This is a genomic window from Cedecea davisae DSM 4568, from assembly GCF_000412335.2.
Taxonomy (GTDB): domain Bacteria; phylum Pseudomonadota; class Gammaproteobacteria; order Enterobacterales; family Enterobacteriaceae; genus Cedecea; species Cedecea davisae.
Map to the genome: position 1 here is coordinate 2,318,721 of NZ_KE161030.1, position 25,081 is coordinate 2,343,801.

General features: G+C 51.9%; 21 protein-coding genes and 2 pseudogenes. 11 read left to right on the top strand and 12 right to left on the bottom strand.

The annotated features are described in order from the left end of the window. Nucleotides 1-852 precede the first annotated feature (852 nt). Nucleotides 853-2,355 carry an aldehyde dehydrogenase family protein gene (locus tag HMPREF0201_RS10565; RefSeq protein ID WP_016536620.1) on the bottom strand — a complete coding sequence of 501 codons (1,503 nt, stop codon included), beginning with the start codon at nucleotides 2,353-2,355 and terminating at the stop codon, nucleotides 853-855. Nucleotides 2,356-2,546: 191 nt separating this feature from the next. Here HMPREF0201_RS10565 and feaR point away from each other — a divergent pair, with 191 nt between their 5' ends. Further along, entirely contained in the window at nucleotides 2,547-3,461 is a 915-nt protein-coding gene (gene feaR, locus HMPREF0201_RS10570) for a transcriptional regulator FeaR (protein ID WP_016536621.1), read from the top strand. Between the two features lie 63 nt (nucleotides 3,462-3,524). On the opposite strand, the gene HMPREF0201_RS10575 is transcribed toward feaR, so the two are convergent. Genes HMPREF0201_RS10575 through HMPREF0201_RS10585 form a run of 3 tightly spaced genes read right to left on the bottom strand, consistent with a single transcriptional unit; the run spans nucleotide 3,525 to nucleotide 6,693 of the window. Then, entirely contained in the window at nucleotides 3,525-3,848 is a 324-nt protein-coding gene (locus HMPREF0201_RS10575; RefSeq protein ID WP_039898275.1) for a YdbL family probable chaperone protein, read from the bottom strand. 14 nt (nucleotides 3,849-3,862) lie between these two features. After that, entirely contained in the window at nucleotides 3,863-4,054 is a 192-nt protein-coding gene (locus tag HMPREF0201_RS10580; RefSeq protein ID WP_016536623.1) for a YnbE family lipoprotein, read from the bottom strand. After that, nucleotides 4,051-6,693 (bottom strand): YdbH family protein, encoded by a 2,643-nt coding sequence (locus HMPREF0201_RS10585; RefSeq protein ID WP_016536624.1) that lies wholly within the window; start codon nucleotides 6,691-6,693, stop codon nucleotides 4,051-4,053. The genes HMPREF0201_RS10580 and HMPREF0201_RS10585 overlap by 4 nt, the downstream gene beginning before the upstream one ends. A 212-nt stretch (nucleotides 6,694-6,905) precedes the next feature. On the opposite strand from HMPREF0201_RS10585, the gene HMPREF0201_RS10590 reads away from it, so the two are divergent. Together HMPREF0201_RS10590 and hslJ are read left to right on the top strand one after the other, a co-directional pair. Beyond that, a complete protein-coding gene (locus HMPREF0201_RS10590) occupies nucleotides 6,906-7,895 on the top strand; it encodes a 2-hydroxyacid dehydrogenase (protein WP_016536626.1) in 990 nt (329 codons plus the stop codon). 118 nt (nucleotides 7,896-8,013) lie between these two features. Beyond that, a complete protein-coding gene (gene hslJ, locus HMPREF0201_RS10595; protein WP_016536627.1) occupies nucleotides 8,014-8,445 on the top strand; it encodes a heat shock protein HslJ in 432 nt (143 codons plus the stop codon). Here the strand turns inward: hslJ and HMPREF0201_RS10600 are convergent, their stop codons facing one another. Beyond that, on the bottom strand, nucleotides 8,446-8,712 hold the full coding sequence (locus tag HMPREF0201_RS10600) for a putative hemolysin (protein ID WP_039898277.1): 267 nt from the start codon (nucleotides 8,710-8,712) through the stop codon (nucleotides 8,446-8,448). A gap of 179 nt (nucleotides 8,713-8,891) precedes the next feature. Then, a complete protein-coding gene (locus HMPREF0201_RS10605; RefSeq protein ID WP_115586242.1) occupies nucleotides 8,892-9,194 on the bottom strand; it encodes a cupin domain-containing protein in 303 nt (100 codons plus the stop codon). 250 nt (nucleotides 9,195-9,444) lie between these two features. Between HMPREF0201_RS10605 and nifJ the strand changes: the two genes are divergently transcribed. Continuing rightward, on the top strand, nucleotides 9,445-12,972 hold the full coding sequence (gene nifJ, locus HMPREF0201_RS10610; RefSeq protein WP_016536631.1) for a pyruvate:ferredoxin (flavodoxin) oxidoreductase: 3,528 nt from the start codon (nucleotides 9,445-9,447) through the stop codon (nucleotides 12,970-12,972). Nucleotides 12,973-13,016: 44 nt separating this feature from the next. Here the strand turns inward: nifJ and dbpA are convergent, their stop codons facing one another. Continuing rightward, the gene (gene dbpA / locus HMPREF0201_RS10615) at nucleotides 13,017-14,390 is read right to left on the bottom strand and encodes an ATP-dependent RNA helicase DbpA (RefSeq protein ID WP_039899321.1); all 1,374 of its coding nucleotides are present in this window, start codon (nucleotides 14,388-14,390) and stop codon (nucleotides 13,017-13,019) included. 261 nt (nucleotides 14,391-14,651) lie between these two features. Between dbpA and HMPREF0201_RS10620 the strand changes: the two genes are divergently transcribed. Next, entirely contained in the window at nucleotides 14,652-15,071 is a 420-nt protein-coding gene (locus HMPREF0201_RS10620; RefSeq protein WP_016536633.1) for a DUF2000 family protein, read from the top strand. 329 nt (nucleotides 15,072-15,400) lie between these two features. On the opposite strand, the gene HMPREF0201_RS10625 is transcribed toward HMPREF0201_RS10620, so the two are convergent. Next, nucleotides 15,401-15,856: a DUF805 domain-containing protein gene (locus HMPREF0201_RS10625; protein ID WP_016536635.1), complete on the bottom strand. Its 456-nt coding sequence runs from the start codon at nucleotides 15,854-15,856 to the stop codon at nucleotides 15,401-15,403. A 191-nt stretch (nucleotides 15,857-16,047) separates the two neighbouring features. Here HMPREF0201_RS10625 and HMPREF0201_RS10630 point away from each other — a divergent pair, with 191 nt between their 5' ends. From HMPREF0201_RS10630 to HMPREF0201_RS10645, 4 genes are all read left to right on the top strand, one after another. Next, entirely contained in the window at nucleotides 16,048-18,084 is a 2,037-nt protein-coding gene (locus HMPREF0201_RS10630; RefSeq protein WP_016536636.1) for a prolyl oligopeptidase family serine peptidase, read from the top strand. 139 nt (nucleotides 18,085-18,223) lie between these two features. Beyond that, nucleotides 18,224-18,622: an ACT domain-containing protein gene (locus HMPREF0201_RS10635; protein ID WP_016536637.1), complete on the top strand. Its 399-nt coding sequence runs from the start codon at nucleotides 18,224-18,226 to the stop codon at nucleotides 18,620-18,622. A 399-nt stretch (nucleotides 18,623-19,021) separates the two neighbouring features. Further along, nucleotides 19,022-19,249, top strand: a complete 228-nt coding sequence (locus HMPREF0201_RS10640) for a type II toxin-antitoxin system Phd/YefM family antitoxin (protein WP_016536638.1) — start codon at nucleotides 19,022-19,024, stop codon at nucleotides 19,247-19,249. A 29-nt stretch (nucleotides 19,250-19,278) separates the two neighbouring features. Further along, the gene (locus tag HMPREF0201_RS10645) at nucleotides 19,279-19,608 is read left to right on the top strand and encodes a type II toxin-antitoxin system RelE/ParE family toxin (protein WP_016536639.1); all 330 of its coding nucleotides are present in this window, start codon (nucleotides 19,279-19,281) and stop codon (nucleotides 19,606-19,608) included. A gap of 113 nt (nucleotides 19,609-19,721) precedes the next feature. Here the strand turns inward: HMPREF0201_RS10645 and HMPREF0201_RS23435 are convergent. The 3 genes and pseudogenes from HMPREF0201_RS23435 to HMPREF0201_RS10655 form a co-directional block, all read right to left on the bottom strand. Further along, nucleotides 19,722-19,958, bottom strand: a pseudogene (locus HMPREF0201_RS23435) (antiterminator Q family protein); the annotation flags it as partial. A gap of 729 nt (nucleotides 19,959-20,687) precedes the next feature. Further along, nucleotides 20,688-21,200: an RloB domain-containing protein gene (locus tag HMPREF0201_RS10650; RefSeq protein ID WP_016536642.1), complete on the bottom strand. Its 513-nt coding sequence runs from the start codon at nucleotides 21,198-21,200 to the stop codon at nucleotides 20,688-20,690. Between the two features lie 7 nt (nucleotides 21,201-21,207). Continuing rightward, a complete protein-coding gene (locus HMPREF0201_RS10655) occupies nucleotides 21,208-22,434 on the bottom strand; it encodes an AAA family ATPase (RefSeq protein ID WP_016536643.1) in 1,227 nt (408 codons plus the stop codon). A 522-nt stretch (nucleotides 22,435-22,956) separates the two neighbouring features. Here HMPREF0201_RS10655 and HMPREF0201_RS10660 point away from each other — a divergent pair. Both HMPREF0201_RS10660 and ttcA read left to right on the top strand, forming a co-directional pair. After that, a pseudogene (locus HMPREF0201_RS10660) lies at nucleotides 22,957-23,637 on the top strand (site-specific integrase); the annotation flags it as partial. A gap of 49 nt (nucleotides 23,638-23,686) precedes the next feature. Continuing rightward, on the top strand, nucleotides 23,687-24,622 hold the full coding sequence (gene ttcA, locus HMPREF0201_RS10665) for a tRNA 2-thiocytidine(32) synthetase TtcA (RefSeq protein ID WP_016536646.1): 936 nt from the start codon (nucleotides 23,687-23,689) through the stop codon (nucleotides 24,620-24,622). Nucleotides 24,623-24,657: 35 nt separating this feature from the next. Here ttcA and ynaL read toward each other — a convergent pair whose 3' ends face one another. Further along, entirely contained in the window at nucleotides 24,658-24,810 is a 153-nt protein-coding gene (gene ynaL, locus HMPREF0201_RS23520; protein WP_016536647.1) for a proline-rich small protein YnaL, read from the bottom strand. Nucleotides 24,811-25,081 lie beyond the last annotated feature (271 nt).

Consider the following 25,081-nt stretch of genomic DNA (forward strand, 5'->3'; position numbering starts at 1 on the left):
AATAAATACAGAGATGCGGCAAAAGCTCCGCCTGCTGATTGGCGGATATGACTAAGCAGCCCAATAAATTGAGCGTATTAAATATATAAAAAGACAAAGATTTTATTATTGCGTGGCCGATTAATTTTCTTACCAGCACACCATCTGATTTCTTCAACTATCAATGAGTGTTTTTTCTTCGCACTTTCGCTTCCCATGAATAAATGAAACCCATAATCGAATAGCTATTTCCTTTAGGCTTCCGGCGATTTGAAAAAATAACCAACGAATTAAATATGACTTATTTTATTCAGCGGCGCAAATAACCAGGATGCTTTTTCCTACCGGTTTGTAAGAAAAATCCTACCAGATAAAAATTAACCTCACCAACGATTTTGTGTTAAAGACATGTTACGCAAAAGCAAAGTGGTGACAGTAACTTAGGAGAAAATGACAATATCTGCGCTAAAAACGAAAACGTCGAAGATCGATAATTCATAGAGTTAGCTTACATAAATTGATTTACATCAAATTTACATTTCGTATTAACAGACCGATAATATCAGGTTGCTCATTTTTGGTTGTTTTTTTATAGATGTTAATTTCTTGTTGATGCAAGGGTGTGCTGCGGTCGCCAGAACGCTTTTCAACGCCGCTGAATACCCCTCAGAGAAAGTCACTTCATGACCAAAATAGCGGTTTCTTGACAAAAAAACGCAAAAAAAGCCGGGAGATCCCGGCCTGAAGGTAGCTACAGATTTTATTAGACTAATGGTCAAGACTGGTTAACAGTCTCCCCCGCAAGCGAGGGAGTTCAACACTAGCAGCGACAAATAATAACGGGTCGTGATAAGACCCAAAATGTGTCGCTATTTAGTAGCGCACGCATACCGTTTTAGTTTCGGTATAGGCGTCCAGCCAGTCCGGGCCAAAATCACGCCCGGTTCCGGACTGCTTCATTCCGCCAAACGGCATGTTGGCGTCTATCAGCGTGTGGCTGTTAACCCACACCGTTCCGGCCTGGATGCGCCCGGTATACTGCATTGCGGCCTGTAAATTATTGGTCCAGAGACTGGCAGTCAGGCCGTATTCGCTATCATTGGCCTGGCGTAAAGCCTCTTGCGCATCCGCCACCCGAACAAGATTGACAACCGGGCCAAAGACTTCTTCACGAGTGAGTTTCAGGCTGGTGGAAGGATTCACGACCAGCGTAGGCGCAATGTAAAAACCGTCGCCCTGCGGCCCCGAGTTACCGCTGATAATTTCAGCTCGCTGCTGTTGCGCATCCGCCAGATAGCCCGCTACTTTCTGCTGCTGAGCTTTAGAAACCAGCGGGTTAATGTGCGCCTGAGGATCCAGGCCCGCACCAACCTGTAACGATTTCACCGCCTGCTCAAAACCGCTAACCAAAGTATCAAACAGCGGCGCTTCAATATAAATTCGCGAGCTGGCAGCGCATACCTGCCCCTGGTTCAGGAAGCTTCCGGCCATCAGGCCTTCAATAACCATTGCCGGGTCGGCGTCTTTCAGCACAATGGCCGGGTTTTTACCGCCCAGCTCCAGCGTGACCCTGGTCAGACGGTCAGCCGCCGCTCTGGCAATGCCTTTTCCGGTGGCCGTCGAGCCGGTAAAGCTAACCTTAGCCACAAGAGGATGTTCGGTCAGCGCTTTGCCGCAGCGTACTCCGCTGCCGGTTACTACATTAAACACGCCATCCGGCACGCCCGCCTCGCTCGCCAGTTCCGCCATGCGAAGCAACGTCAGCGGCGTTGTCTCGGAAGGTTTCACCACGATGGAACAGCCGGCGGCGAGTGCGGGCATGACTTTCCACATACCTATCAACAGCGGAAAGTTCCACGGCACGATACCGGCTACCACGCCAATTGGTTCTTTGCGTGTCCAGGCCTGGTAACGCGCCCCTTCCGGCATCGGGATCGATACATCCAGCGTCTGGCCGCTAATTTTAGTGGTCAGGCCTGCGGTGTAACGCATCCAGTTCAAAGTGCATCCCACTTCAAAAGCGCGCGAAATATTGATCGACTTACCCTGCTCCAGAGTTTCCAGCTGCGCCAGCTCTTCCGTATTCTGCTCAAGCAAATCGGCAAAACGCAGTAAGATCCTTTCCCGCCCGGCGGGCAGCATATTTGCCCAAACGCCGCTGCTGAATGCGCGCCAGGCGGAGGTTACCGCGCGATCGACATCCTCTGCGCTGGCATCGGCGCTGCTGGATATTTGTTGCCCGTCCGCCGGGTTGTAAACCGCCAGCCGGGAGGCGCTGTCGGACTCCTGCCAGCGGCCATCAATGTAAAGCCCATGAGAACGCTGAAGAAACTGGCGCACATTGCCCAGCACGCTTACCGTTTCTTGCTCAGACATAGCATCTCCTTATCAAAGTCATTATCGGGTAGCACCTCTTCATTCTAGGCGTTATGTTGAATTCCGGGTTTGCTGCGGCTGACATTCGCTTTGCTGGCTGTGACACGCTACACAAATACAAATCATGCTTCTTTTTTTGAATCACGTTTACCTATAGTTATTGGCGTCGGGCGACGAAAGGTGGGGGATGTATGGCACAAGAGCAATACAACGAGCGATTCGAAAAATGGCTGGATCAGGTTAATCGTGCATGCGGGTGCTTTGCCGGTGCGGCGCTGAAAAGTGAATTTCACGGCAGCCTGAGCGAGCAGCAGATGCATGCCATGAAGCTTAGTGTCGTGGAGATAAGCCAGGCCAGCCTGGTGAGAACCCGGCGCGAGGTTTCACAAAGCAACGACGCCTGGTTTTATACCGTATTTCAGCTGGCCGGAGAGGCCGTAATGGAGCAAGGCGACAGCCGGGCCGTGCTACGAGGCGGCGACATCACGCTTATCGACGCCTCTCAGCCCAGTCGTTTTACTTATACCAGCGGCGCAAAACAGGTCTCTCTGCTGCTGCCCCGCCACCTGCTTGAACAGAACCTGCGTTTCGGTGACATTCCCTGCGCGCAAAGGCTGGCGGCGGAATTACCGATGGTGCGGCTTAGCCATAGCCTGCTGCGCGAAAGCATGGGGAGCAACTCTCTTAGCAATAGTGAGAGTGAGGCTATGCTGGAAGCGATTACCTGCCTGCTTACCCCTGCGCTTATCAACCGCAGCCTTCCTCACTCCAGGCGCGACCGCCATCTGCAAAAAGTCATGTCGCTGATTGATGAGCATATTCAGTCCGAAACGCTGCGCCCGGAATGGATTGCCAGCGAATCCGGCATGTCGGTACGCAGCCTCTACCGCCTGTTCGCAGATAAAGGGCTGGTAGTCGCTCAATATATTAAAAATCGCCGTCTTGACCTGTGCGCCCAGGCGCTGCGCACCGCCGGGCAAAGCGAGAAACTCGCGGGGATTGCTTACAGCTGGGGATTTGCCGATCACAGCCATTTTTCAACGGCTTTTAAAGGAAGGTTTGGGCTTTCGCCGGGGGAATATCGGAAGCGTTTTCAGGCCGCCTGAAAAGAGCCCTCTCACCCTGAGCCTTCCTGAAAGAAGGCCGGGGGTGAGAGTAAAATACCAAAACTACTTCTTCATCCACTGGCCGTTCAGACCACGCACATACTCACCGGCCGGCGCACGATCGACCAGTTTCTGCCAGGCAAGCCGCGCCACTTCGTTGATCGAAATATTATTGGTGTCCGCCAACTGCTGGTAATGCTGGGCGCGGGCATCATTGATGCTTTTTACCAGCGCCAGGGTTTCCTGGTCCTGTTTTATCGGCGCAATATAGCCGCTTAGCGTTTCGCCGACCCGCCCCTGTTCACGAGCTTCATTCAATGTCAGAGCCATTGCCGACGCGCTGAACAACAAGGCCAGCGCCAGCGCCCCTTTAAGAATAGATTTCATCCCCGTTCCCCTCATCAGAACAGATCGCTGCGGCTTTTGAGCAGGCTTTCGACATCTTTATCCACTTTGATATGGATCTCATGCTCAATTTTGACATTCATATTGATGGTTATTGGCTCTTTCGGCGCCGCTACCTCGATTCGCGGCGTGCAGCCCGCCAGCATCATGGCGCAGGGTGCCAGCAGCGCGGCGGTTAATATTTTCATTGTCTGTCCTCACAGGCTTCGCCGGGTTGGGTACAGCGCGCTGACGGCAGCGCGGCATTCTCTTCCAGCCAGGTTTGTAAATTATCGCCAAAGCGCAGGCTGCGCCACAGGGTAAACAGGTTTTCCTGATGGGTATAGTTGAGATTGACGGTATTTGTTTTCCCCTCGACGTGGCTGATGCCGGTCACGCTGGAGCGCATTTTCACTATGCCGAGATTATCAAGACTGAGTTGGGTCCAGGAGCGGGAAATTTCCATATAGCGCAGCCAGTTAATTGCCGCCCCCGCAGCCATATTATTATCGACGATGGCGTCGGCCATATCCTTATCCATACGGAAGGTCATCGGCCCGGGGTTTGTCAGCCAGCCGTCTTTGATTATCCACTGCGGATGGTTAAGCCATAGCGGCAGCGCGCCGTTGAAGCGCCCGGACATGGTGAATTGTTTCGGGCTAATCGCGCTGATAAGTTCGCTCGAGGAGAGATTTTGCAGGCGCAGCAGCGCCGCATCATGCTGCGGCATACGCAACTGCTGCATGGATATCTTGCCGCCCAGCACATCGGCATTCACGTTGCTTAGCAGCAGAGGCTGACGTTCACTCCATGGATACCAGCCTTCGAGATCGGCAGTAATATTTTGCGTCGCAATCTGGTTGCGCACTTCTGCGATGCGCAGAGTGACCGGCCCACGGGTGCCGAGATGCCAGGTGGAGTCGCTGAAGCGGAACGGCAGCACAAAGTCTACGCCGTTGATTTGGTTATCCGGCATCCAGACGCTGCCGTTTTTTACCACGCCGTGGCCGCCTGCCTCGAAGCCCTGCCCGGCTGCGGCCGAGAAAGCAACCTGAGCGTAGAGCGCGCCGCCCTTCAAATCCATTTTCCAGTCCGGCGGGAGCAGGGGCTGGAACACGGTCAGCACCTGCTTTGGCCACCACGCATTACCGCGCAGGCGCTCGCCATCCCAGCGCCCCACCACCCGTACCGGGCCAATAGCACCCGCATGGAGATCGCCTTTGTACAGGAAGGAAGTTGGGTTTTGGCCACTGACGCTAAACTTGAGCGTTGAAGGGGGCAAGGCGCTGCCGCCGCTGAAGGTGGCTGCTCCGGCATCCAGCGAGAAGTCGCCGCTAAAGGTTTCTTTTTTTTCGTTACGCTCCCAGCGCAGCGGTTTTTCCAGCACCAGGCGCGGCTTGGCTATCAGCATCGAGCCGTATTCCAGTTTGTCGAATCCGGTTGATAGCGAACTAAGCTCTATTGCGCTGTCGCGCCATTCGCCAAGGCCCCTTACGTCCCATTTAGCCTGCATCGGCGTGAAACTGCCCTTGCCCCAGTAGCGCCACTGCCACAGCCCGGCGTCCGGCAGGAAGTCGTTAGCTTTGCCGTCAAGATGCAGTTCAACGGAGCCCATTTCGTTATCGTGAGCGCGCAGAATTGCCTGCAGGCGGCCATCTACGCCTTTACCCGAGACGCGCACGCCGGCCAGCGGCCAGCGCACATCATCTATATTCAGGGTTTCAATCAGCCGCCCGCGTGAACGCAGCAGCGCGCCGGGGCGGAACAGTAAAGCCGGGTCGGTAAGCGCCCCGGTCAGCTCGCCGGGCAGCACCGCGTAAAAAATCAGCTGATCCTGTTTGGCTTCGCCGGTTAGCTGAAACGGTAAGGCGCTGTCGGTCATGCTGAGCTTGCCCGGCCCGATGTTCAGCACGGCGTTACCCTTCCCGGCTTCGCCCTGGGTCACCACGTTCATTCGCCCGGTGAATACCGCGTTATCCAGCCCCTGCTGCCAGTCTTCTACCTTCAGCGCCAGGCCGCCGCGCAGAGGGAAACCGGCGTAGGGCCAGTTCCACTCGCCGCCGTTAATCTCCAGCACTTTCTCGCTTAGACGCCACGGAACCGAAAGCAACATCTCGTCTGAGGCGGCTTTTCTGACCGCTAACGTACCCGAGCTGGCATGCCAGTTCAGCATCACGTCAAGCTTGTCCGACTCCTGCGGAATTTGTACCTGAGTCGCAACCTGGCCATCGGTCGGCAGGCCGTCGGGAACCAGAGGCAGGGTTAACTCGCCCACCAGCTCCAGCGGTGGAAGACCTTCGAATGCGCCAACCTTCAGCTCGCCTATCCGCAGGCTCTGCCCTTTAAGGGTCGCGGCAACGGTCAGCAGTTTGCCCTGGTAATCCAGGTGCTGTTGCTCCGGCGTCAGCGAAAGGCGCAGCGCCCCCGAATACTGCTGCCACGGAGTCACGTTGAGCTTATCGATAGTCAACCAGGTGTTGGGCAGCATTTTCTGCCATTCTTCAAGGGTACGCGGCGCGGCGAACGAGGCATCATCCTGCGGGATTTTGCCGATACAGTCCGGGTTCAGATTCAGTTCCGCAACCTGCAGGCGCCAGCGGCTTGGGTGGCTGAGGGTGGCATCCCTGAGATTGGCAAGTTCGCACTCACCCGCCAGATAACGGAGATCGGGAATAACAATTGCGCCGTTATGCAGGCGCGGGCTGGCTTCCATCGCGATGCGCGTTCCCTGCGGCAGCCAGATACCGGCAAGCGTCGGCAGCCAGTGAGCGAGCGTCAGCAGCAGCGAAAGCGGCAGTAAAATCAGCGCCAGCAGCAGCGCAAGGGCGGCTTTGTATTTACCCTTCATGGGTGGTTAATATCCTGATTCAGCGACAATTTAAGCCGAAATATGTCATTATTCTGGCACGATTATGGCCGGACGTGAAGGCGGCGACAGCATTAAGCTTAGCTTGCCCGGAAAGTGTAATAGTCACCCGGCGTTAAAATTTCTTTTAAGAAATTGTATGATTATTTTAAGCATGGTAATTTTGGAACCAACCCTTTCTGGAGATAAGTCTTATGAAACTTGCGGTTTATAGCACAAAACAGTACGACAAAAAGTATCTGGAGCAGGTTAACCAGGAGTATGGCTTTGATCTTGAATTTTTTGACTTCCTGCTGAGCGAGAAAACTGCCAAAAACGCCAACGGCTGCGACGGGGTCTGCATCTTCGTTAATGATGATGGTAGTCGCCCGGTGCTGGAAGAGCTAAAAAAACACGGTGTTAAATTTATCGCTCTGCGCTGCGCCGGTTTTAATAACGTGGATTTGGAAGCGGCAAAAGAGCTCGGCATGCCGGTAGTCCGCGTACCTGCTTATTCGCCTGAAGCCGTCGCCGAACACGCCGTGGGCATGATGATGTGCCTTAACCGTCGCATTCACCGTGCCTACCAGCGCACCCGCGATGCCAACTTCTCGCTCGAAGGGCTGACCGGTTTTACCATGCACGGCAAAACCGCTGGCGTCATCGGCACCGGCAAAATCGGCGTTGCGGCGCTAAGAATTCTGAAAGGGTTTGGCCTGCGCCTGCTGGCGTTCGATCCGTACCCAAGCGCGGCGGCTCTGGATCTAGGGGTGGAATATGTTGACCTGGAAACGCTGTTCGCCCAGTCAGACATTATCTCCCTGCACTGCCCGCTGACGCCGGAAAACTATCACCTGCTGAACCAGAGCGCCTTCGACCAGATGAAAAACGGCGTGATGATCATCAACACCAGCCGCGGCGGCCTGATTGATTCCCAGGCGGCCATCGACGCGCTCAAGCATCAGAAAATTGGCGCGCTGGGGATGGACGTTTACGAAAATGAACGCGATCTGTTCTTTGAAGATAAGTCCAACGACGTGATTCAGGACGACATTTTCCGCCGCCTCTCCGCCTGCCACAACGTGCTGTTTACCGGACATCAGGCGTTTTTAACCGCGGAGGCGTTAACCAGCATCTCCGAAACCACGCTCGAGAACCTGCGCCAGCTTGAAAAAGGCGAAGCCTGCCCCAACCAGCTGAACTGATTTGCCGCCCTCTTCACGCCGGAGAGGGCTTTTTAAGATTATCCTTACTGCTTCATGCGCCACATCCTGCGAAAGTGGCGCCCTTTCATTGATGACACATAAACCTTAGGGAGAAGAGATGAAAAAGTTTGCTTCACTTATGCTGGCAAGCGTTGTTCTGGCGGGCTGTGCCCAATCAGCCGATAAAGGCTCCGTAACCGCGCAGGACTTGCAGCACCACCGTTTTGTGCTGCAAAGCGTTGACGGCAAGCCTCTGGATGTGAAAAACAGCAAGCGCGCACCCGAGCTGAGCTTTGGTGAGAACATGCATATTTCAGGCGCGATGTGTAACCGCTTTATGGGTCAGGCAACGCTTGAGGGCGACACGCTGAAGGCGAAGGGTCTGGGGATGACCATGATGCTGTGCGTAGAGCCGCAGCTTAACGACCTGGATCACCGCATCAACGACATGCTCACTGCCGGAGCAAAAGTTACGCTGGAAAATCAGCAACTGGTGCTGAAAAGCGGCCAACATACGCTGACGTACAAACTGGCCGATCTGGTTAACTAATCAGTAGCTGCCACAGGTGCCGGCGGCGAGCGAGTTCTCATTACAACGCTTGCCGTTTGGCATGGCACACATGCCCATCGCACTGCCGTCCAGCTGACGCGCAACGCTCATCGTCCCGCCGATCATCGCACAATTCGCTTCGCCCTGGCTCGACATCGCTGCCCTCAGGCCCGGTGGAACATGGGCCGCAGTGGCCTGTTGCGGGGGTTCATTACTGCAAGCTGATAATAATAGTGCGGCACAACCGGCTAAAAACGCAGCGCGCATGGCTTCTCTCTCCTGGCTGAATATGCAAAACCTTTGCATAATGGCGCATGGTTACCGCTGCGTCGAGGGCATAAAGCAATAAAATGTGTTGCTTTTTGTGGTGTCGATCACCTTTTAAAACAAAACATCAGAGTTTTCTTAGCGCCCCGCCTTTTTATCTCGCTAAATCAAGCTCGCCATCACTCCCGGTCAACCAGCAATAACGTGCCGTGACTACCGGGCAAAACGCGGTGTTCAGCTCCGGCCGGAATAAGATAAAAATCCCTGGATTTAAGCCTGATGGTTTCTCTCCCGACCTGGAGATCCATCTCGCCTTCAATCACCACCAGAAGCTCATCAAACCCGGCATGGGACTCAACCGGAATGCCTTCCCCACCCATTTTGATAAGCTTAATGTTGGCGCCGCCGATTTTCCCCAGCACCTGCGACTTCCAGATATCCGGTAGTTCAAACGCCATCTGTGTTAACGATCCGCTATTCATGCCGTCTCCTTGTAGGGTAAGCCCCTATCCTCACCGCACTTTTCCCGTCGGCCAAATTCTTAATAACCATAAGATATTCACGAACTATTGCGCCGGGTAACGCAGTCGTTAACGATGGATCAATTTGTGCACTCCTGGCCCGAACAACTTCAAGGGGCCAGGTGGACGTACTATAATTGAGGGATTAATTATTACGGGACTCGGGGTTAGCAGGCGGGTCCCTTTATTTTGCGCAATGTAAAGGTGTCTTATGATCACTATCGACGGCAACGGTGCAGTCGCCTCCGTGGCGTTTCGTGCCAGCGAAGTTATTGCCATCTACCCTATCACCCCCAGTTCGACGATGGCCGAGCAGGCCGATGCCTGGTCCGGTGACGGCAGGAAAAACGTCTGGGGCGACACGCCTCGCGTGGTAGAAATGCAGTCCGAAGCGGGTGCGATTGGCGCCGTCCACGGCGCGCTGCAAACGGGTGCCCTTTCTACTTCGTTTACATCATCTCAGGGTTTGCTGCTGATGATCCCAACGCTGTACAAACTGGCCGGTCAGCTGACCCCGTTTGTGCTGCACGTTGCCGCCCGCACCGTAGCCACCCACGCGCTGTCGATTTTTGGCGATCATTCCGACGTGATGGCCGTGCGCCAGACCGGCTGCGCCATGCTCTGCGCCAGCAGCGTGCAGGAGGCACAGGACTTTGCGCTGATTTCGCATATTGCCACCCTGAAGAGCCGCGTGCCGTTTATTCACTTTTTCGACGGCTTCCGCACCTCGCACGAAATCAACAAAATCGTGCCGCTGGCGGACGACACTATCCGCAGCCTGCTGCCGCAGAAAGAGATCGATGAGCACCGAGCCCGCGCTCTGAACCCTGAGCACCCGGTTATCCGTGGGACCTCGGCAAACCCGGACACTTACTTCCAGTCCCGCGAGGCCACTAACCCCTGGTACAACGCCGTTTACACCCACGTTGAGCAGGCGATGAGCGATTTTGCCGCTACCACCGGGCGCAGCTATCGTCCGTTTGAGTATTACGGGCACCCCGAAGCCGAGCGCGTGATTATCGTTATGGGTTCTGCGGTAGGGACTTGCGAAGAAGTCGTGGATGAGTTGCTGACTCGCGGCGAGAAAGTGGGCGTGCTGAAAGTCCGCCTGTTCCGCCCATTCTCAGCCGGGCATTTGCTGGAACTGCTGCCGCAAACCGCCCGCCGGGTAGCCGTTCTGGATCGCACTAAAGAGCCGGGAGCGCTGGCCGAGCCGCTTTATCTCGACGTGATGACAGCCCTGGCCGAGTCCGTCAGCCGTGGCGACCGCGAAACATTGCCTCGCGTGATTGGTGGCCGCTATGGCCTGTCATCTAAAGAGTTCGGCCCGGAATGCGTGCTCGCCGTCTTTAACGAACTGAGCGAAGACAAACCTCGCCCTCGTTTCACCGTCGGTATTTATGACGACGTTACAAACCTGTCGCTGCCGTTAGGGCAAAACACCCTGCCCAACCGCGCTAAGCTTGAAGCCCTGTTCTACGGCCTCGGCAGCGACGGTAGCGTTTCGGCAACCAAAAACAACATCAAGATTATCGGCAACTCGACGCCGTGGTTTACCCAGGGCTATTTCGTTTACGACTCCAAAAAAGCCGGTGGCCTGACGGTTTCACACCTGCGCGTAAGCGAGCAGCCGATAAATTCCACTTACCTGATTGAGAAAGCGGATTTCGTCGGCTGCCACCAGTTGCAATTTATCGACAAGTATCAAATGGCGGAGCGCCTGAAGCCCGGCGGCATTTTCCTGCTTAACACGCCGTACGCCGCCGATGAAGTCTGGAGCCGTCTGCCGCAGGAAGTGCAGGCGGTGCTTAACCAGAAGCAGGCGCGTTTATACGTGATTAACGCGGCGAAAATCGCCCGTGAATGCCATCTGGGCGCGCGCATCAATACCGTTATGCAAATGGCCTTCTTCCACCTGACGCAGATCCTGCCGGGCGATACCGCACTTGCCGAATTGCAGGGCGCGATTGCCAAAAGCTACAGCAGCAAAGGCACGGAAATAGTCGAACGTAACTGGCAGGCGCTGGCGCTGGCGCGCGACTCCCTCGCCGAAGTACCGCTGCAAGCCGTTAACCCGGACAGCGCAATGCGCCCTCCTGTGGTTTCCGACGCCGCACCTGATTTTGTTAAAACCGTCACCGCTGCCATGCTGGCCGGCCTGGGCGACGCCCTGCCGGTTTCTGCTCTGCCGCCGGATGGCACCTGGCCGATGGGCACCACCCAGTGGGAGAAACGCAATATTGCGGAAGAGATCCCAATCTGGAAACCGGATCTTTGTACCCAGTGTAACCACTGCGTTGCCGCCTGCCCGCATTCGGCCATCCGCGCCAAGGTGGTTCAGCCCGACGCGATGGAAAACTCGCCGGAAGCCCTACAGTCGCTGGATGTAAAATCTCGCGATATGCGAGGCCAGAAATATGTGTTGCAGGTTGCGCCGGAAGATTGCACCGGCTGTAACCTGTGCGTGGAAGTCTGCCCGGCTAAAGATCGCCAGAACCCGGAAATCAAGGCCATCAATATGCTGTCCCGCCTTGAGCACGTTGAAGAAGAGAAAGAGAATTACGACTTCTTCCTCAATCTGCCGGAAATCGACCGTTCCAGCCTGGAGCGCATCGATATTCGTACTTCTCAGCTGCTGACGCCGCTGTTTGAATACTCCGGCGCCTGCTCCGGCTGCGGCGAAACGCCTTATATCAAGATCCTCACCCAGCTGTACGGCGACCGCATGCTTATCGCTAATGCCACCGGCTGTTCGTCTATTTACGGGGGCAACCTGCCGTCTACGCCGTACACCACGGACGCCAATGGCCGCGGCCCGGCCTGGGCTAACTCGCTGTTTGAAGATAACGCCGAGTTCGGGCTTGGTTTCCGCCTGACCGTGGACCAGCACCGCGCCCGCGTAATGCGCCTGCTGGGCCAATTTGCCGACAAACTACCGGCAGAGCTGAACGAGCAGCTGCACGCTGAGGCAACACCTGAAGTTCGCCGCGAGCAGGTTGCCGAGCTGCGCAAGCACCTGGCTAATGTTGACGATGCGGATGCCCGTCAGCTGGTGACCGACGCCGATGCGCTGGTGGATAAATCCATCTGGCTGATTGGCGGCGACGGCTGGGCCTACGACATCGGCTTTGGCGGTCTTGACCATGTGCTGAGCCTGACCGAGAACGTCAACATTCTGGTGCTGGATACTCAATGTTATTCCAACACCGGCGGCCAGGCCTCTAAAGCCACGCCGCTTGGGGCAGTAACCAAGTTTGGCGAACACGGCAAACGCAAAGCGCGTAAAGATTTGGGCGTCAGCATGATGATGTACGGCCATGTCTACGTCGCACAGATTTCCCTGGGCGCACAGCTGAACCAGACGATAAAAGCGATTCAGGAAGCGGAAGCTTACCCTGGCCCGTCGCTGATCATCGCCTACAGCCCTTGCGAAGAGCACGGCTACGATCTGGCCCTGAGCCACGATCAAATGCGCCAGCTCACGGCGACCGGCTTCTGGCCGCTGTACCGCTTCGACCCGCGCCGTGCAGATGAAGGCAAACTGCCGCTGGCGCTGGACTCTCGTCCGCCGTCGGACGCGCTGGCAGATACGTTGATGAAAGAGCAGCGTTTCCGCCGCCTGAACGCACAGCAGCCGGATGTTGCCGAACAGCTATGGAAGGATGCCGCAGCTGATTTGCAGAAGCGTTATGATTTCCTGGCGCAGTTGGCGGGCAAAGCGGAGAAAGTTAGCGAGTAATTGGGTAATGACCCTCACCCCCGTGGGGTGAGGGGAAAACTGATTTACTTCAGCAGGCGAACCTTCACGGATTTACCCTTGATTTTGCCCTGCTGGAGCTGCTTCCACGCGTGACGTGCCACGGACTGGCGCACCGCCACGTAGACATGAACAGGATGCACGTCGATTTTACCGATATCCGCCCCTTCCAGCCCCATTTCCCCGGTTAATGCCCCCAGAATATCACCCGGACGCATTTTGGCTTTTTTACCACCGTCGATGCACAGGGTCGCCATTTCGGCTTCAAGAGGTTTAACCGAAACGCCGGACGGCACCTGCTGCCAGTTCAGGGACAGGTTGAGCATTTCGGCAAGCACGCCTGCACGCTGGGCTTCTTCCGGCGCGCAGAAACTGATAGCCAGCCCGCTCTGCCCGGCACGCGCCGTACGACCGATGCGGTGAACGTGAACTTCCGGGTCCCAGGAGAGTTCGTAGTTAATCACCATTTCAAGCGCTTTGATATCGAGGCCACGGGCGGCAACGTCGGTAGCTACCAGCACGCGGCTGCTGCCGTTAGCAAAACGTACCAGCGTCTGGTCACGGTCGCGCTGTTCCATATCGCCATGCAGCGCAAGCGCGCTTTGGTTACGCTCATTCAGCGCATCGCACACGGCCTGGCAATCTTTTTTGGTATTACAGAACACCACGCAGGAAGCAGGCTGGTGCTTGCTCAGCAGCGCCAACAGCAGGCCAACTTTACCGCCGCGGGAAACTTCATAGAACTGCTGCTCAACGGCAGGAAGTTCGTCCACGGTGTCAATTTCAATGGTCAGCGGGTCACGCTGCACGCGACGGCTGATGGCCGCAATCGCCGTTGGCCATGTTGCGGAGAAGAGCAATGTCTGGCGCTTTTCAGGCGCATGGGCGATAACTTCATCGATAGCATCGGCAAAGCCCATATCCAGCATGCGGTCAGCTTCATCCAGCACCAGCGTTTGCAGAGCATCCAGGCGGACGGTCTCTTTTTTGAGGTGATCCAGCAGGCGGCCGGGCGTTGCCACAATAATATGCGGGGCGTGTTGCAGGGAGTCACGCTGGACGCCAAACGGCTGGCCGCCGCACAGCGTCAGAATTTTAATATTCGGCATATAACGAGCCAGGCGGCGCAGCTCTTTAGCGACCTGGTCGGCCAGTTCACGCGTTGGGCACAGCACCAGCGACTGGGTTAAGAACTGGCTGGCGTCGATGTGCTGCAACAGGCCGAGGCCAAAAGCTGCGGTTTTACCGCTGCCGGTTTTTGCCTGAGCGCGGACGTCTTTTCCGGCAAGAATTGCGGGCAAAGCCGCGGCCTGAACGGGCGTCATTTCGTGATACCCCAGTTCGCTAAGGTTGGCGAGTTGTGCTTCAGGTAAAGCGTTCAGTGCGGAAAAAGCGGTCACAATGGTCATCTCTTAATAATAACGGGCAGGCGCGTATGCTAGCAGATTCGCGGGCTTCAGGCGTCAGTTTATCGATTTTGCTGCTTTAACGGACAAATCGATAAAAATTGCCCTTTCTTCTGCTTCTGCGGGTCTGGCGGCAATAAAGGTTTAAAGATTGATCCCAAACAGAAATTCGGCTAAAGAAATGATTATTATGCTGTGCTTTGCGCCTTAAGCTAAATCAACAAGGTATTTCCCGGTAAAAGATAAGGAATCAGAATGTTCGAGGATAATGACTATAAGCTTTACGTTATCGTCAACCGTAACGCCGAGATTAGCGTGCAGATGAATGCCGTTGGCCACCTTTGCGGCGGGATTATGCTAAAAGCCGAAGAGCCGAAATTTCATGATTACCTCAACCAGGATAGCGGCTTAAGCGCCTATATGAACCACTATCCGGTTGTGGTGTTGCAGTCCAAAAACAGCAGCCAGCTGGCTACCGCGCTTGAAAAATGCAAAGAGGAAGGCGTGCTGTATAACTTCTTCACCACGACTATGCTGTCCCACTCCTCTGAACAGCAGATTAAAGATACGCTTGAAGCGCCCTTTGCCGGGCTGGACTTCGTGGCCATCGCCCTGTACGGCGAGACGGAAAAACTGAAGCCGGTGACTAAAAAATTCTCAGTGTTTAAAGGCTAATCGCCGGGGTAATAATGCGCCGTGTTATTACCCTGCCCTTACTACCACTCATCTCCCGCGTAGAGGCTGAGAATGTCATCCTCAAACCAGCAGCCTACTTTGTAATACATTGCGCAGCCGATCAAAAAGCTGGCGATAAGTATCAATGCCGTCAAAAATCCTTTCACTTCGTAACACTCTCCAGTAGGTCTCGCGGTGATATTGACAGGGCGGGCAAAAAAAAGTTCCGCGATGTTACTATCTCACACAGCCGGGGCATCTTGCGGGGAAGACCAGACCGTTAGTATCGGCCCGGCTCCCTGAGACTTTATGGATAACGGGATAGCCCGTTAGTCAGGAATATTTTTAGATTTAAAACAGCATAGCGTGATGACAAGGATCACCGGCGCCCAGAATAAAACAACGCTCAGCGTCAGATTAATGTACACATAGGCAGACGGCGATGCGTAGTTGATGGCAATCACGCTAAGCAGCCGGTTTAACAGCGGTAACAGATACGCAATCCCAAACCACCAGCCGGTGCGACCAATATCATGCATTCTCCTGATCCCAACAGCCAGCGTCGGAAGCAGCAGCACGAGCGACATCACGGCGTAAATCAGGCCGATATAAAACATCGGCGGCTCCTGCTGAGCCAGGCCCGCGCGGATGCCGATAACCACTGGCGTTAACAGCAACACCGCATAATTGATGCCAACAAACGCCCAGAACTCTTTCCTTGTTGCTCGCCCATTAAAAACGAGTCCTTTTTTCCATCCCTGCAAATAACTTGCCCAAAATCCCATATCTATTCCTTGTTATATCCTTGCGTTAAGCGCGCATGAAACGCTGGTTATCAGCGGCTGTCAAGCTACCCGATCTGTTAGCAAAAGCTGCCTTGCTACTGGAGCAAAACCACAAAAGCCCTCAGGTGTACTGAAAATAAACATAATGATATGTTCAACTGCGGAACAGGTACTCTACAAAAGGACTCGTGATGAAACAGTCAGAGATTGAGGATTTACTCAGCAAGCTGGAAACGCCGCACGACGAGGCAGCGCTAAGCTGGGTGGCAAAACAGAATCAACGCACGACGGAAAGATTCTCCCGTGGTGAGCGTTTCGAGAAAATGCAGCACGCTATTTTGCTGGCGCTGGACGACAAAACAAATATCCCGTGGGGGAGTCATTACCGCGAGATGGTCTACAACTTCAGGCAGGATGACGAACACCCGCGCGGCATCTGGCGACGCACCACAGAAACCTCGTACCGGACGCCAAACCCGGAATGGGAAACGGTACTGGATATCGACCGCCTGAATGATGAAGAAGGCAAAAACTGGAGCTACCACGGCGCGGATCTGCTCTACCCGGATTATTCGCGGGCGCTGATCTTCTTATCAAGCGGCGGCGATGCCTGCGAGATTCGTGAATTCGATCTGGTGAATAAAGTCTTTATCCACGACGGTTTCTATCTGCCGGAAAGTAAAAGCTCGGTAAGCTGGCTTGATGAAAATACGCTGCTGCTGGCGCTGGACGCGGGCGGCGACACGCTCACCACCTCAGGCTATCCACGCTGCGTTTACCGCTGGATTCGGGGAACCTCACCGCAGCAGGCCGGGCTGATTTGCGCCGGTGAAGCAACGGATATGATGGCTTCTGCCTGGCACGACCCTACGCCAGGCTTTGAAAGAGACCTGGTGTACTGTCGCCAGGATTTTTACCACGGTAAGACCTGGCTACTGAGCGGCCAGAACGAGCTGGCGCTTATCGACATCCCGGATGATGCTTCATGTCGGTTCTTTAAAGACTGGCTGCTGGTAACGCTGAACTCCGACTGGCTTATTCCGGATAAAACCTGGCCCGCCGGATCTTTACTGGCTATTGATTTCGCGACCTTCCAGCGTGGCGGGCGTGAATTCATTACTCTGTTCACGCCAAACTCCCGAACCAGCCTGCTGGGTTTCAGCACGACCCGCGATTATCTCCTGCTTAACCTCACTCAGGATGCGGTAGAAAAAGTCGAAATCATGAAAATCGAGGGTGGGCAGCCGCAAAGCTTGAAGATCCTGGCTCTGCCTGATTTTACTAACGTTTCGGCCGGCGGTATTGATCGCGAAAGCAACCGCTACCTGCTGGTAAGCCACGGTTTCCTTCAACCTTACAGCCTCAGTTATGGGGATCTGGACGACGACTCGCTTGCCCTTGTAAAACAAGACCCGGCCTGTTTTGAGGGACGTGAATTTGAAGTCACCCAGCACTTTACCCTGTCGCCGGACGGCGCGCGCGTCCCCTATTTTCAGATAGCGGCCAAAGGTCTGGCGCTTTCAGGCGATAATCCAACGCTGCTCTACGGCTATGGCGGGTTCGAGGTTTCATTAACGCCCGATTATTTAGGCCCCAAAGGCGCTACCTGGCTGCAAAAAGGCGGCGTTTACGTTGTCGCCAATATTCGTGGCGGCGGTGAGTACGGGCCAGCCTGGCACCAGGCCGCCTTAAAGCAACATCGCCACCGAGCCTATGAAGATTTTGCGGCCGTTGCTGATGATTTAATCGCTCGTAAAGTCACTAGCCCGGCAAGTCTGGCGGCTCAGGGCGGCAGCAACGGCGGACTGTTGATTGGCAATATGCTGACCGACTACCCCGAGCTGTTTGGTGCTCTGGTGTGTGAAGTCCCGCTGCTGGACATGCTCAACTACCATCGCTGGCTGGCGGGCGCTTCGTGGATTGCCGAGTATGGCGACCCTGAGATCGCCGAAGAGCGTCAGTGGCTGCTGAATTACTCTCCGTTTGACAAAGTTAGTGCCGAAAAACAGTACCCGCCGACGCTATTTACCACCGGTACGCAGGACGACCGAGTAAGCCCGGCGCATGCACGCAAAATGGTGGCGCGTATGCAGCAGCAGGGCCACGAGGATGTCTGGCTGTACGAGGAAACTGAAGCGGGCCACGGCAGCGCGCCGGAGAATAGCCAACGGGCTTTTCACCAGGCAATGGTTGAAGAGTTTTTGTGGCAGATGTTGACCGGGCGCTAAGAGCCCAAGGTAAGGCTGCCTGCTGGCGCTAACTGCAAGACTATTAGATATGCTAATGGATTAGCATATCTTTTAATTTTTATTTATCAGCCAAACGCTATTTAATCTGCGTCTTAACCCCCTCGACGGAGAAAGAAAAATGGCTGGTGAGAATAACCTCGAAATCCTGCTTAAAAACGCATCCCCGGAACTTAACCCCGGCCGGTATGTGTTTTGCACGCTGGAAGACCCTTCTGCGGAAATTAAAGACGCGGCTATCGTCATCATTCGGGAAGCCGAAGGCGTCACGCTGGTTCTCCCTGAAGACGTGGCCGGTCAGCATGCTTTGCGCTATGACTATGTCGCCAGCTGGATAACCCTGAAAATCCACTCTTCCCTTGCAGCCGTTGGCCTCACTGCCGCCTTTTCCCGCGCGCTTGCGAATAAAAGGATCAGCTGTAACGTGGTCGCGGGCTATTACCACGACCATATTTTCGTCGCCTGCGAGGACACGGCCTCTGCTCTTGCCACGCTGTCTTCACTTTCGTCAGACGCATAACCGCCCCCGCAGCTGGTAGAAAGCCTCCGGATTGCCGGCCCCGCTGTAAATCCTGCTGGCATTTGGTGCCGCAATCCGTACCATACACGCCAGCATTACACGCCTCGCGTGTTGGATTCAGAGCCAGAGACTTTCATGACCAGCTAAAAATCCGAATGTGGCACAGTGATTCCGCCCCCCTGAATGAAAAAATCATATTAAATATTAATTAGTTAAACCCCTGACACTTTTCCGTCAACTTACTAAATAAATGCCCCGTTTGCTCTGCTTTGCTCCTTTTTTGCCCCTAAGTACATGCCTGCATTTCAGTCCAATTTGCACACCTCCACAAGTAATTGCGATTGTATTTAGACCATTAATGGTCTAAATTAAGACTGCAAGCACTGACCAGGAGAGTATATGAAAGTTGAAACTATTAGCTTCGTTAAAAAGAACGCTGCTTCTCTTAATCTGTCCGAACCGATACTGGTAACGCAAAATGGCGTTCCTGCTTATGTCATCGAGTCTTATGACCAGGTGCAAGAGCGTGAGAATGCCATTGCTCTTTTGAAACTGCTTACGCTTTCGGAGAAGGACAAAGCCGAAGGCAGACTGTTATCGAGAGAGCAGTTGCTGGATGGCATTTGATGGGGGAGCGCTGATAAAAGGATCAGGTCATGCAACAAGTCAGCATCGAATACACGCTCACGGTAAAAACCTGTATTGATCATATTGCGGTTTTTCTTCGCAATGCAGGGGTAGAGCCAAGGGGAGTAATAGCGCGTATTTTGGATGAGTTTGAAAGGAAAGTAAGCGCGTTCCCTCTCGGCTGCCAGGTATGCCCGGAGCTGGTTAATCTTGGTGTTTCAAAGTACCGCGAATGCAATACCTCAGATGGCTACCGAGTGCTGTATTCAACTGACGGCTCGACAGTAACAGCACATGCGGTTTTATCGCAACGTCAGGATGTTAAGCAACTGCTATTCAAACGCCTTATTCAAGCATGAAATCATCCCGCTTCGGCGGGACTTTTCATTATCTTGCGAAGAGAAAGTTCACCGGCACAGTAATCCTGCTCCAGGCCTTTCTCGCCCTCGGTAGCCATAATAGCACTCCTTGTTCACAACATATTTTTTGCAAAAGCTTCCATACTTCTGATTGAATACTCACGAATCAACATCACCTCTCTCAGCCGTTGGGCTTCACCCGAAACACCGATCACAAAGCGAGCAGTAATCAACTCATACTCATTGGGCCTGTGCTTACGCAACCTGCCGACACAGCCATCAATCAGGATGTCTTCATCATCGGTGCACTGTGACCATGATTTTTTACCTTATGGCAGTAGCCCTCTATAAAGTTACTAATACCGATTCATTGAATGACAAAAATCTTAGAGTCGTTTAGTTTTTTTTTAGTATATAATATTCAAGCACCCTACCGACTATGGTTGGTTAATTCTTGAGAAACAAAGAATACAGCGCGATTGACGCAACTTTCTTCCTGGTCCTAACCAAAGGTAAGACTAAAATGGTTGACATTAAAGTTAATACTTATTCTGCCAACGTAAATTCTAATGAAAAGAGAGTTATAAGAGTTTATCTAGATGTAAACCATACTAATAGTGAGGACAATACCAAAATAGCCAGTTACTAGATGGTTGACGATACCAGAGCTACCATCCCGGGTATTCAAGCTTTTCTTTTTCAAGGTTCTCTTATGCAGTTAATCACGGTTTAAAAATTTCCTTAACTGAATAAACTCAAAGAAACCATCTATGGTTTAGGCTACCATCACCAAGCGGAAAACAAAGTCATCAATTTACAGGACTGAAACTTCAGCCCCAAAAAAACCTCATCTAATCGGAATTACTCATCCTGTACTTATATATTTATTACAAAAGCACTTAAGTTGATGGGGTAATCATTTCGCGTGTAAAATATATGAACTGTAAACCCTCAAGTGAAACCAAATAACCCGCCGCAGCGGGCTCTCCCTAAAAACCATGAGCAAACCATAGAGGAAAAATATAATTTTGGGATATTATTGATAAAGTTAAAAGTTTTCTATCAAGTTGACATACTAATCATTTTAACTTACCTTCAAATATATTTATAATATCATCCAAGTTACGATTCTGCTTCCTTGCTTTATCAAGAACACTCTTTTTGAACCGTTCTGAGTAACTATCTCTATCCGTAGGGTCCCCTTTTAAAAGGGGTTGGAATATTTTTTTACATCCATTATTGGTTTGTTCTTTGGCAACACCAATTATATCTAATAAAAAACCTTCTAAACACGGCATTGAGCCAATGACCCGAATACCTTTTTGCTTCGCAGTCTTAAGAACAACAGGACAACAAATAAGGTCCAAATCTATTAGCACAGCAACTCTATCATACCCATCATTTTTCTTGCATGAAATCGCATGATTTATTACATGCTCAGGCCCCTTACCCTTCGCTGTAACAATTTTTGTTTTAATCACTCCTTTAGAATACAGTCCGTTTACGTGTGCTAGAAACGCTTTTTCACAGAAACCTTCACCCACAAAAAGTAATGTTTCTTTTTTATATCTTATCTGCCTCACCTTAGCCATAATACCCTCACAAACAGATATCAGGCACGCCACCGAGTGCACCTGTTATATATTTAGCATAAAGATTATCTTGGCTACGAAGGCCCTTTACATCATCTAATCGCCAGCACTCACTTTTTCCATCATCTTTTTCCACTAAATAAACATGATGTTTTTTTAGGTTTTTCAAAACCTCAGGCGAATGACAGCTAAATATTAATTGTGCGTTTTTTGTATTTATGGCCTCATTTTCAAACATGCTCAGAAGTTCTACAACCATATTTGGATGTAAATCACTATCTAACTCGTCTATAACAGCTACACCACCATCGCGAATAGCAATAATGAGAGTTAATATAAAATAATAGCATGCTTGAGTACCACTCGATTCCATGTAAAATGGAACCTTAAATTTCTTTCCTTCGCACTTATGGACACCATATGGCATAAACTCTTTTTTTCTCTCACCAGTCTCTTTTTCAATAACCTCTTGCTCTTTTAAAATTATATTATCCAAGCCTAAATCCATTCTTTTCATGTACTTAATGGCTGAATTAAATACATCTTTATCACTAGAATAATATTCAGTTGCCTTCATAACATGAGAGTAGTTGAAATTTGTTTTACCATAAACATTCAAATTGTTATCAATAGAAGATAAGTTATCCAGAATCAGACTTGCAATAATACTATCTTTGCGGTGCATATATGCAATAGTAGATGAGTTTTTTGGTATAGACTTCATTTCAGATACTGGGAACGCATTTTCATCAGACATAAGGGCATGCGACTTACATATATATTCATTACTTTCTTCATCGAGAGTTCTTTTGAATAGAGTCGTGTACTGTCGACTTGTTTTTAATTTTAACTCTTCGTGATAGACCCTTTCTCTTGTTAATTTAACTAAATATTTATATTCCCAATGTCTATCTTTATCATCATAATCTAAAAAACATATTTCAATTTCAGATGGTTCCGTAATTGCTGAGTAATGTGGATAAAAAGGCAACTGACTTTTACCATCTAATTTTTTGAACGAATGGGTACAAAACCAACTTAAAAAAGCTAATGGCTTAAGCATATTGGACTTACCAGATCCGTTTGAGCCTAGAACAGTAAGAATTTTCGCAATCTTAGTTTCATTAATCTCAGTATCATAACTTGAAAATGATGAGTTTTGTTTCAAGGTAAGATCAACGTACGTGTCTTCCTTGAATGAGTAGAAATTCTTAAAACGATACCATTTGATCATACTAATCCAACTTAGACAATTTTATGTTTAACTCGCTCCAGTATTGCATTTGCAAGCATTTTTTTCTAGTTAAGTATCAACAAAAAACACATTGAGTTAACTAATTGATATAATTGTACTTTATGAATAAACCTGCCATATCCCCCTGACATCAAACTTTATAATTTCATTTAAAATCATTAACATATATGGTTGCCAGTGTGTTCTTAGGCCTGACATCACTTCAGAGACAAGAGTTAAATCCATACTCGCCTCTAGCAACGAATTACCATATGGCGTATTCGTTCAATTAGTTCATCAGTAGGCCGGTACCAATAAACAATCGCAAAAAGCAGCGTTATCGCCGTACAGTCCGGCCCCCCACTGAAAAATTTAATGTTTCGCCTTAACCCGGAGGGTGGGCGACATTCCCCGGGATATTCATACGCCATACTGCCAACACGGGCTCGGTGGGCTCAATAATCCTCATTCAAGATCGCTGTCTAAAAGTACTGAAATTTTATTTATTTCAGGGCACATCGTGATGGTGTCAAAAAATTACAGAAACTCAGGACAAAACCCGATCCTCTGACAAAGCAGGAATTTGAGAAAATCAGTATGGCGGAGAAGGGACAGAGCCAGAATTTATGGCGGTTCGCCATTTACTCAGGACTGCGCCATGGCGAGCTTGCCGCCCTTGCCTGGGAAGATATCGATCTCGAAGCCGGGACGGTCACGGTATGCCGGAACCTGACAATGATCGGCACATTCGGACCACCCAAAACGGATGCAGGTTACAGAAAAATAAAACTGCTCGGGGTCGCGCTGGAAGCCCTGAAGGCGCAGCGTGAGTTGACGGCTCTGCACCCAAAAACCAAAATAATATTTCATCACCGGGAGTACGGCCGCACCGAAACACAGTTTTTGCACTTCGTTTTTATGCCGCGGATGTGTAAAGGAGAGCAAAAACCTTATTGTTCTGTCACCAGTATCAGCGCCAGGTGGAACGCCGCTGTAAAACGTGCTGGAATTCGCCGCCGTAATCCGTACCATACACGCCACACTTACGCATGCTGGCTGTTATCGGCCGGTGCGACCCCCTCTTTTATTGCGAATCAAATGGGGCATGAAAACGCGCAAATGGTTTATGAGGTCTACGCTACGTGGATTGAAGAACTGAGCGGTGATCAGGTGAATATGCTTAACGGCAGGCTGGCACTTTGAAAAAACTTTGCCCCTTATATGCCCCTTTTGGTTTCAGAGACAGTAAATAATGCAAGAAAATCAGCAAGCTACAAAGAAAGAACAGTACAACCTGAACAAGTTACAGAAACGCCTGCGCCGCAACGTGGGCGAAGCGATTGCCGATTACAACATGATTGAAGACGGCGACCGTATTATGGTCTGCCTTTCCGGCGGCAAAGACAGCTATACCATGCTGGAGATCCTCACCAGTCTGCAAAAGAGCGCGCCTATCAGCTTTAGCCTGGTAGCGGTGAACCTCGACCAGAAACAACCGGGCTTCCCTGAGCACGTTCTGCCGCAGTATCTGGAAAGCATCGGCGTTGAGTACAAAATTGTCGAAGAGAACACCTACGGCATCGTTAAAGAGAAGATCCCGGAAGGCAAGACCACCTGCTCACTTTGCTCGCGCCTGCGCCGGGGTATTCTGTACCGCACGGCAACCGAGCTGGGCTGCACCAAAATCGCCCTCGGCCACCATCGCGATGACATTCTGCAAACGCTGTTCCTGAACATGTTCTACGGCGGAAAAATGAAAGGCATGCCGCCGAAGCTGATGAGCGACGACGGCAAACACATCGTTATTCGCCCGCTGGCCTACTGCCGCGAGAAAGATATCGAGCGTTTTGCTATCGCGCGTGAATATCCGATTATTCCATGCAATCTCTGCGGCTCGCAGCCAAACCTGCAGCGTCAGGTTATTGCCGATATGCTGCGTGACTGGGATAAGCGCTATCCGGGTCGAATCGAAACCATGTTCAGCGCTATGCAAAACGTGGTGCCATCGCACCTGTGCGATACGGAGCTATTCGACTTCGTTGGTATCACTCACGGTTCTGAAGTGGTTAACGGCGGCGATCTGGCGTTCGACCGCGAAGAGCTGCCGATGCAGCCCGTTGGCTGGCAGCCGGAAGAAGACGGAGCAGAAACCTCTCTGCAACGCCTGGATATTCTGGAAATCAAATAACCTTTCATTCCCTCTCCGCCCGGAGAGGGAAAACTTCAGTGATGCGCAGGCGGGTCGATTATCGGATGCGGATCGGGTTCGGTCGGCGGGTCGGGTAGCGGCTGAGGTCTGGGAATGGGGTCGGGTACCGGGATGGGTTCGTTCGGGAACGCCGGGTCGCTCATTGTCAGGCTGTTGCGATACAGCATCGTCATCTCCTGGGTCAGTGAATCACCCTTTAAAGCATAGCCGACAAATCGCAGGCAAAAAAAAGCCGACTAATAAAGTCGGCATCGTACGAATCAATTGTGCTATGCAGTAATTCTAAAAAAGGAAGTAAGACAATATGGAGCGCAACGCCCATCGCTTGACGTTGCATTCACCTGCGAGAGAGAGTTTGCCTTTGTGGCGCTTTTTGTTTCTTGATTTCGCTCAATAACAGCGCCGTTTTCAGGCCATTTCCTCGCTAAAATCGCGCAA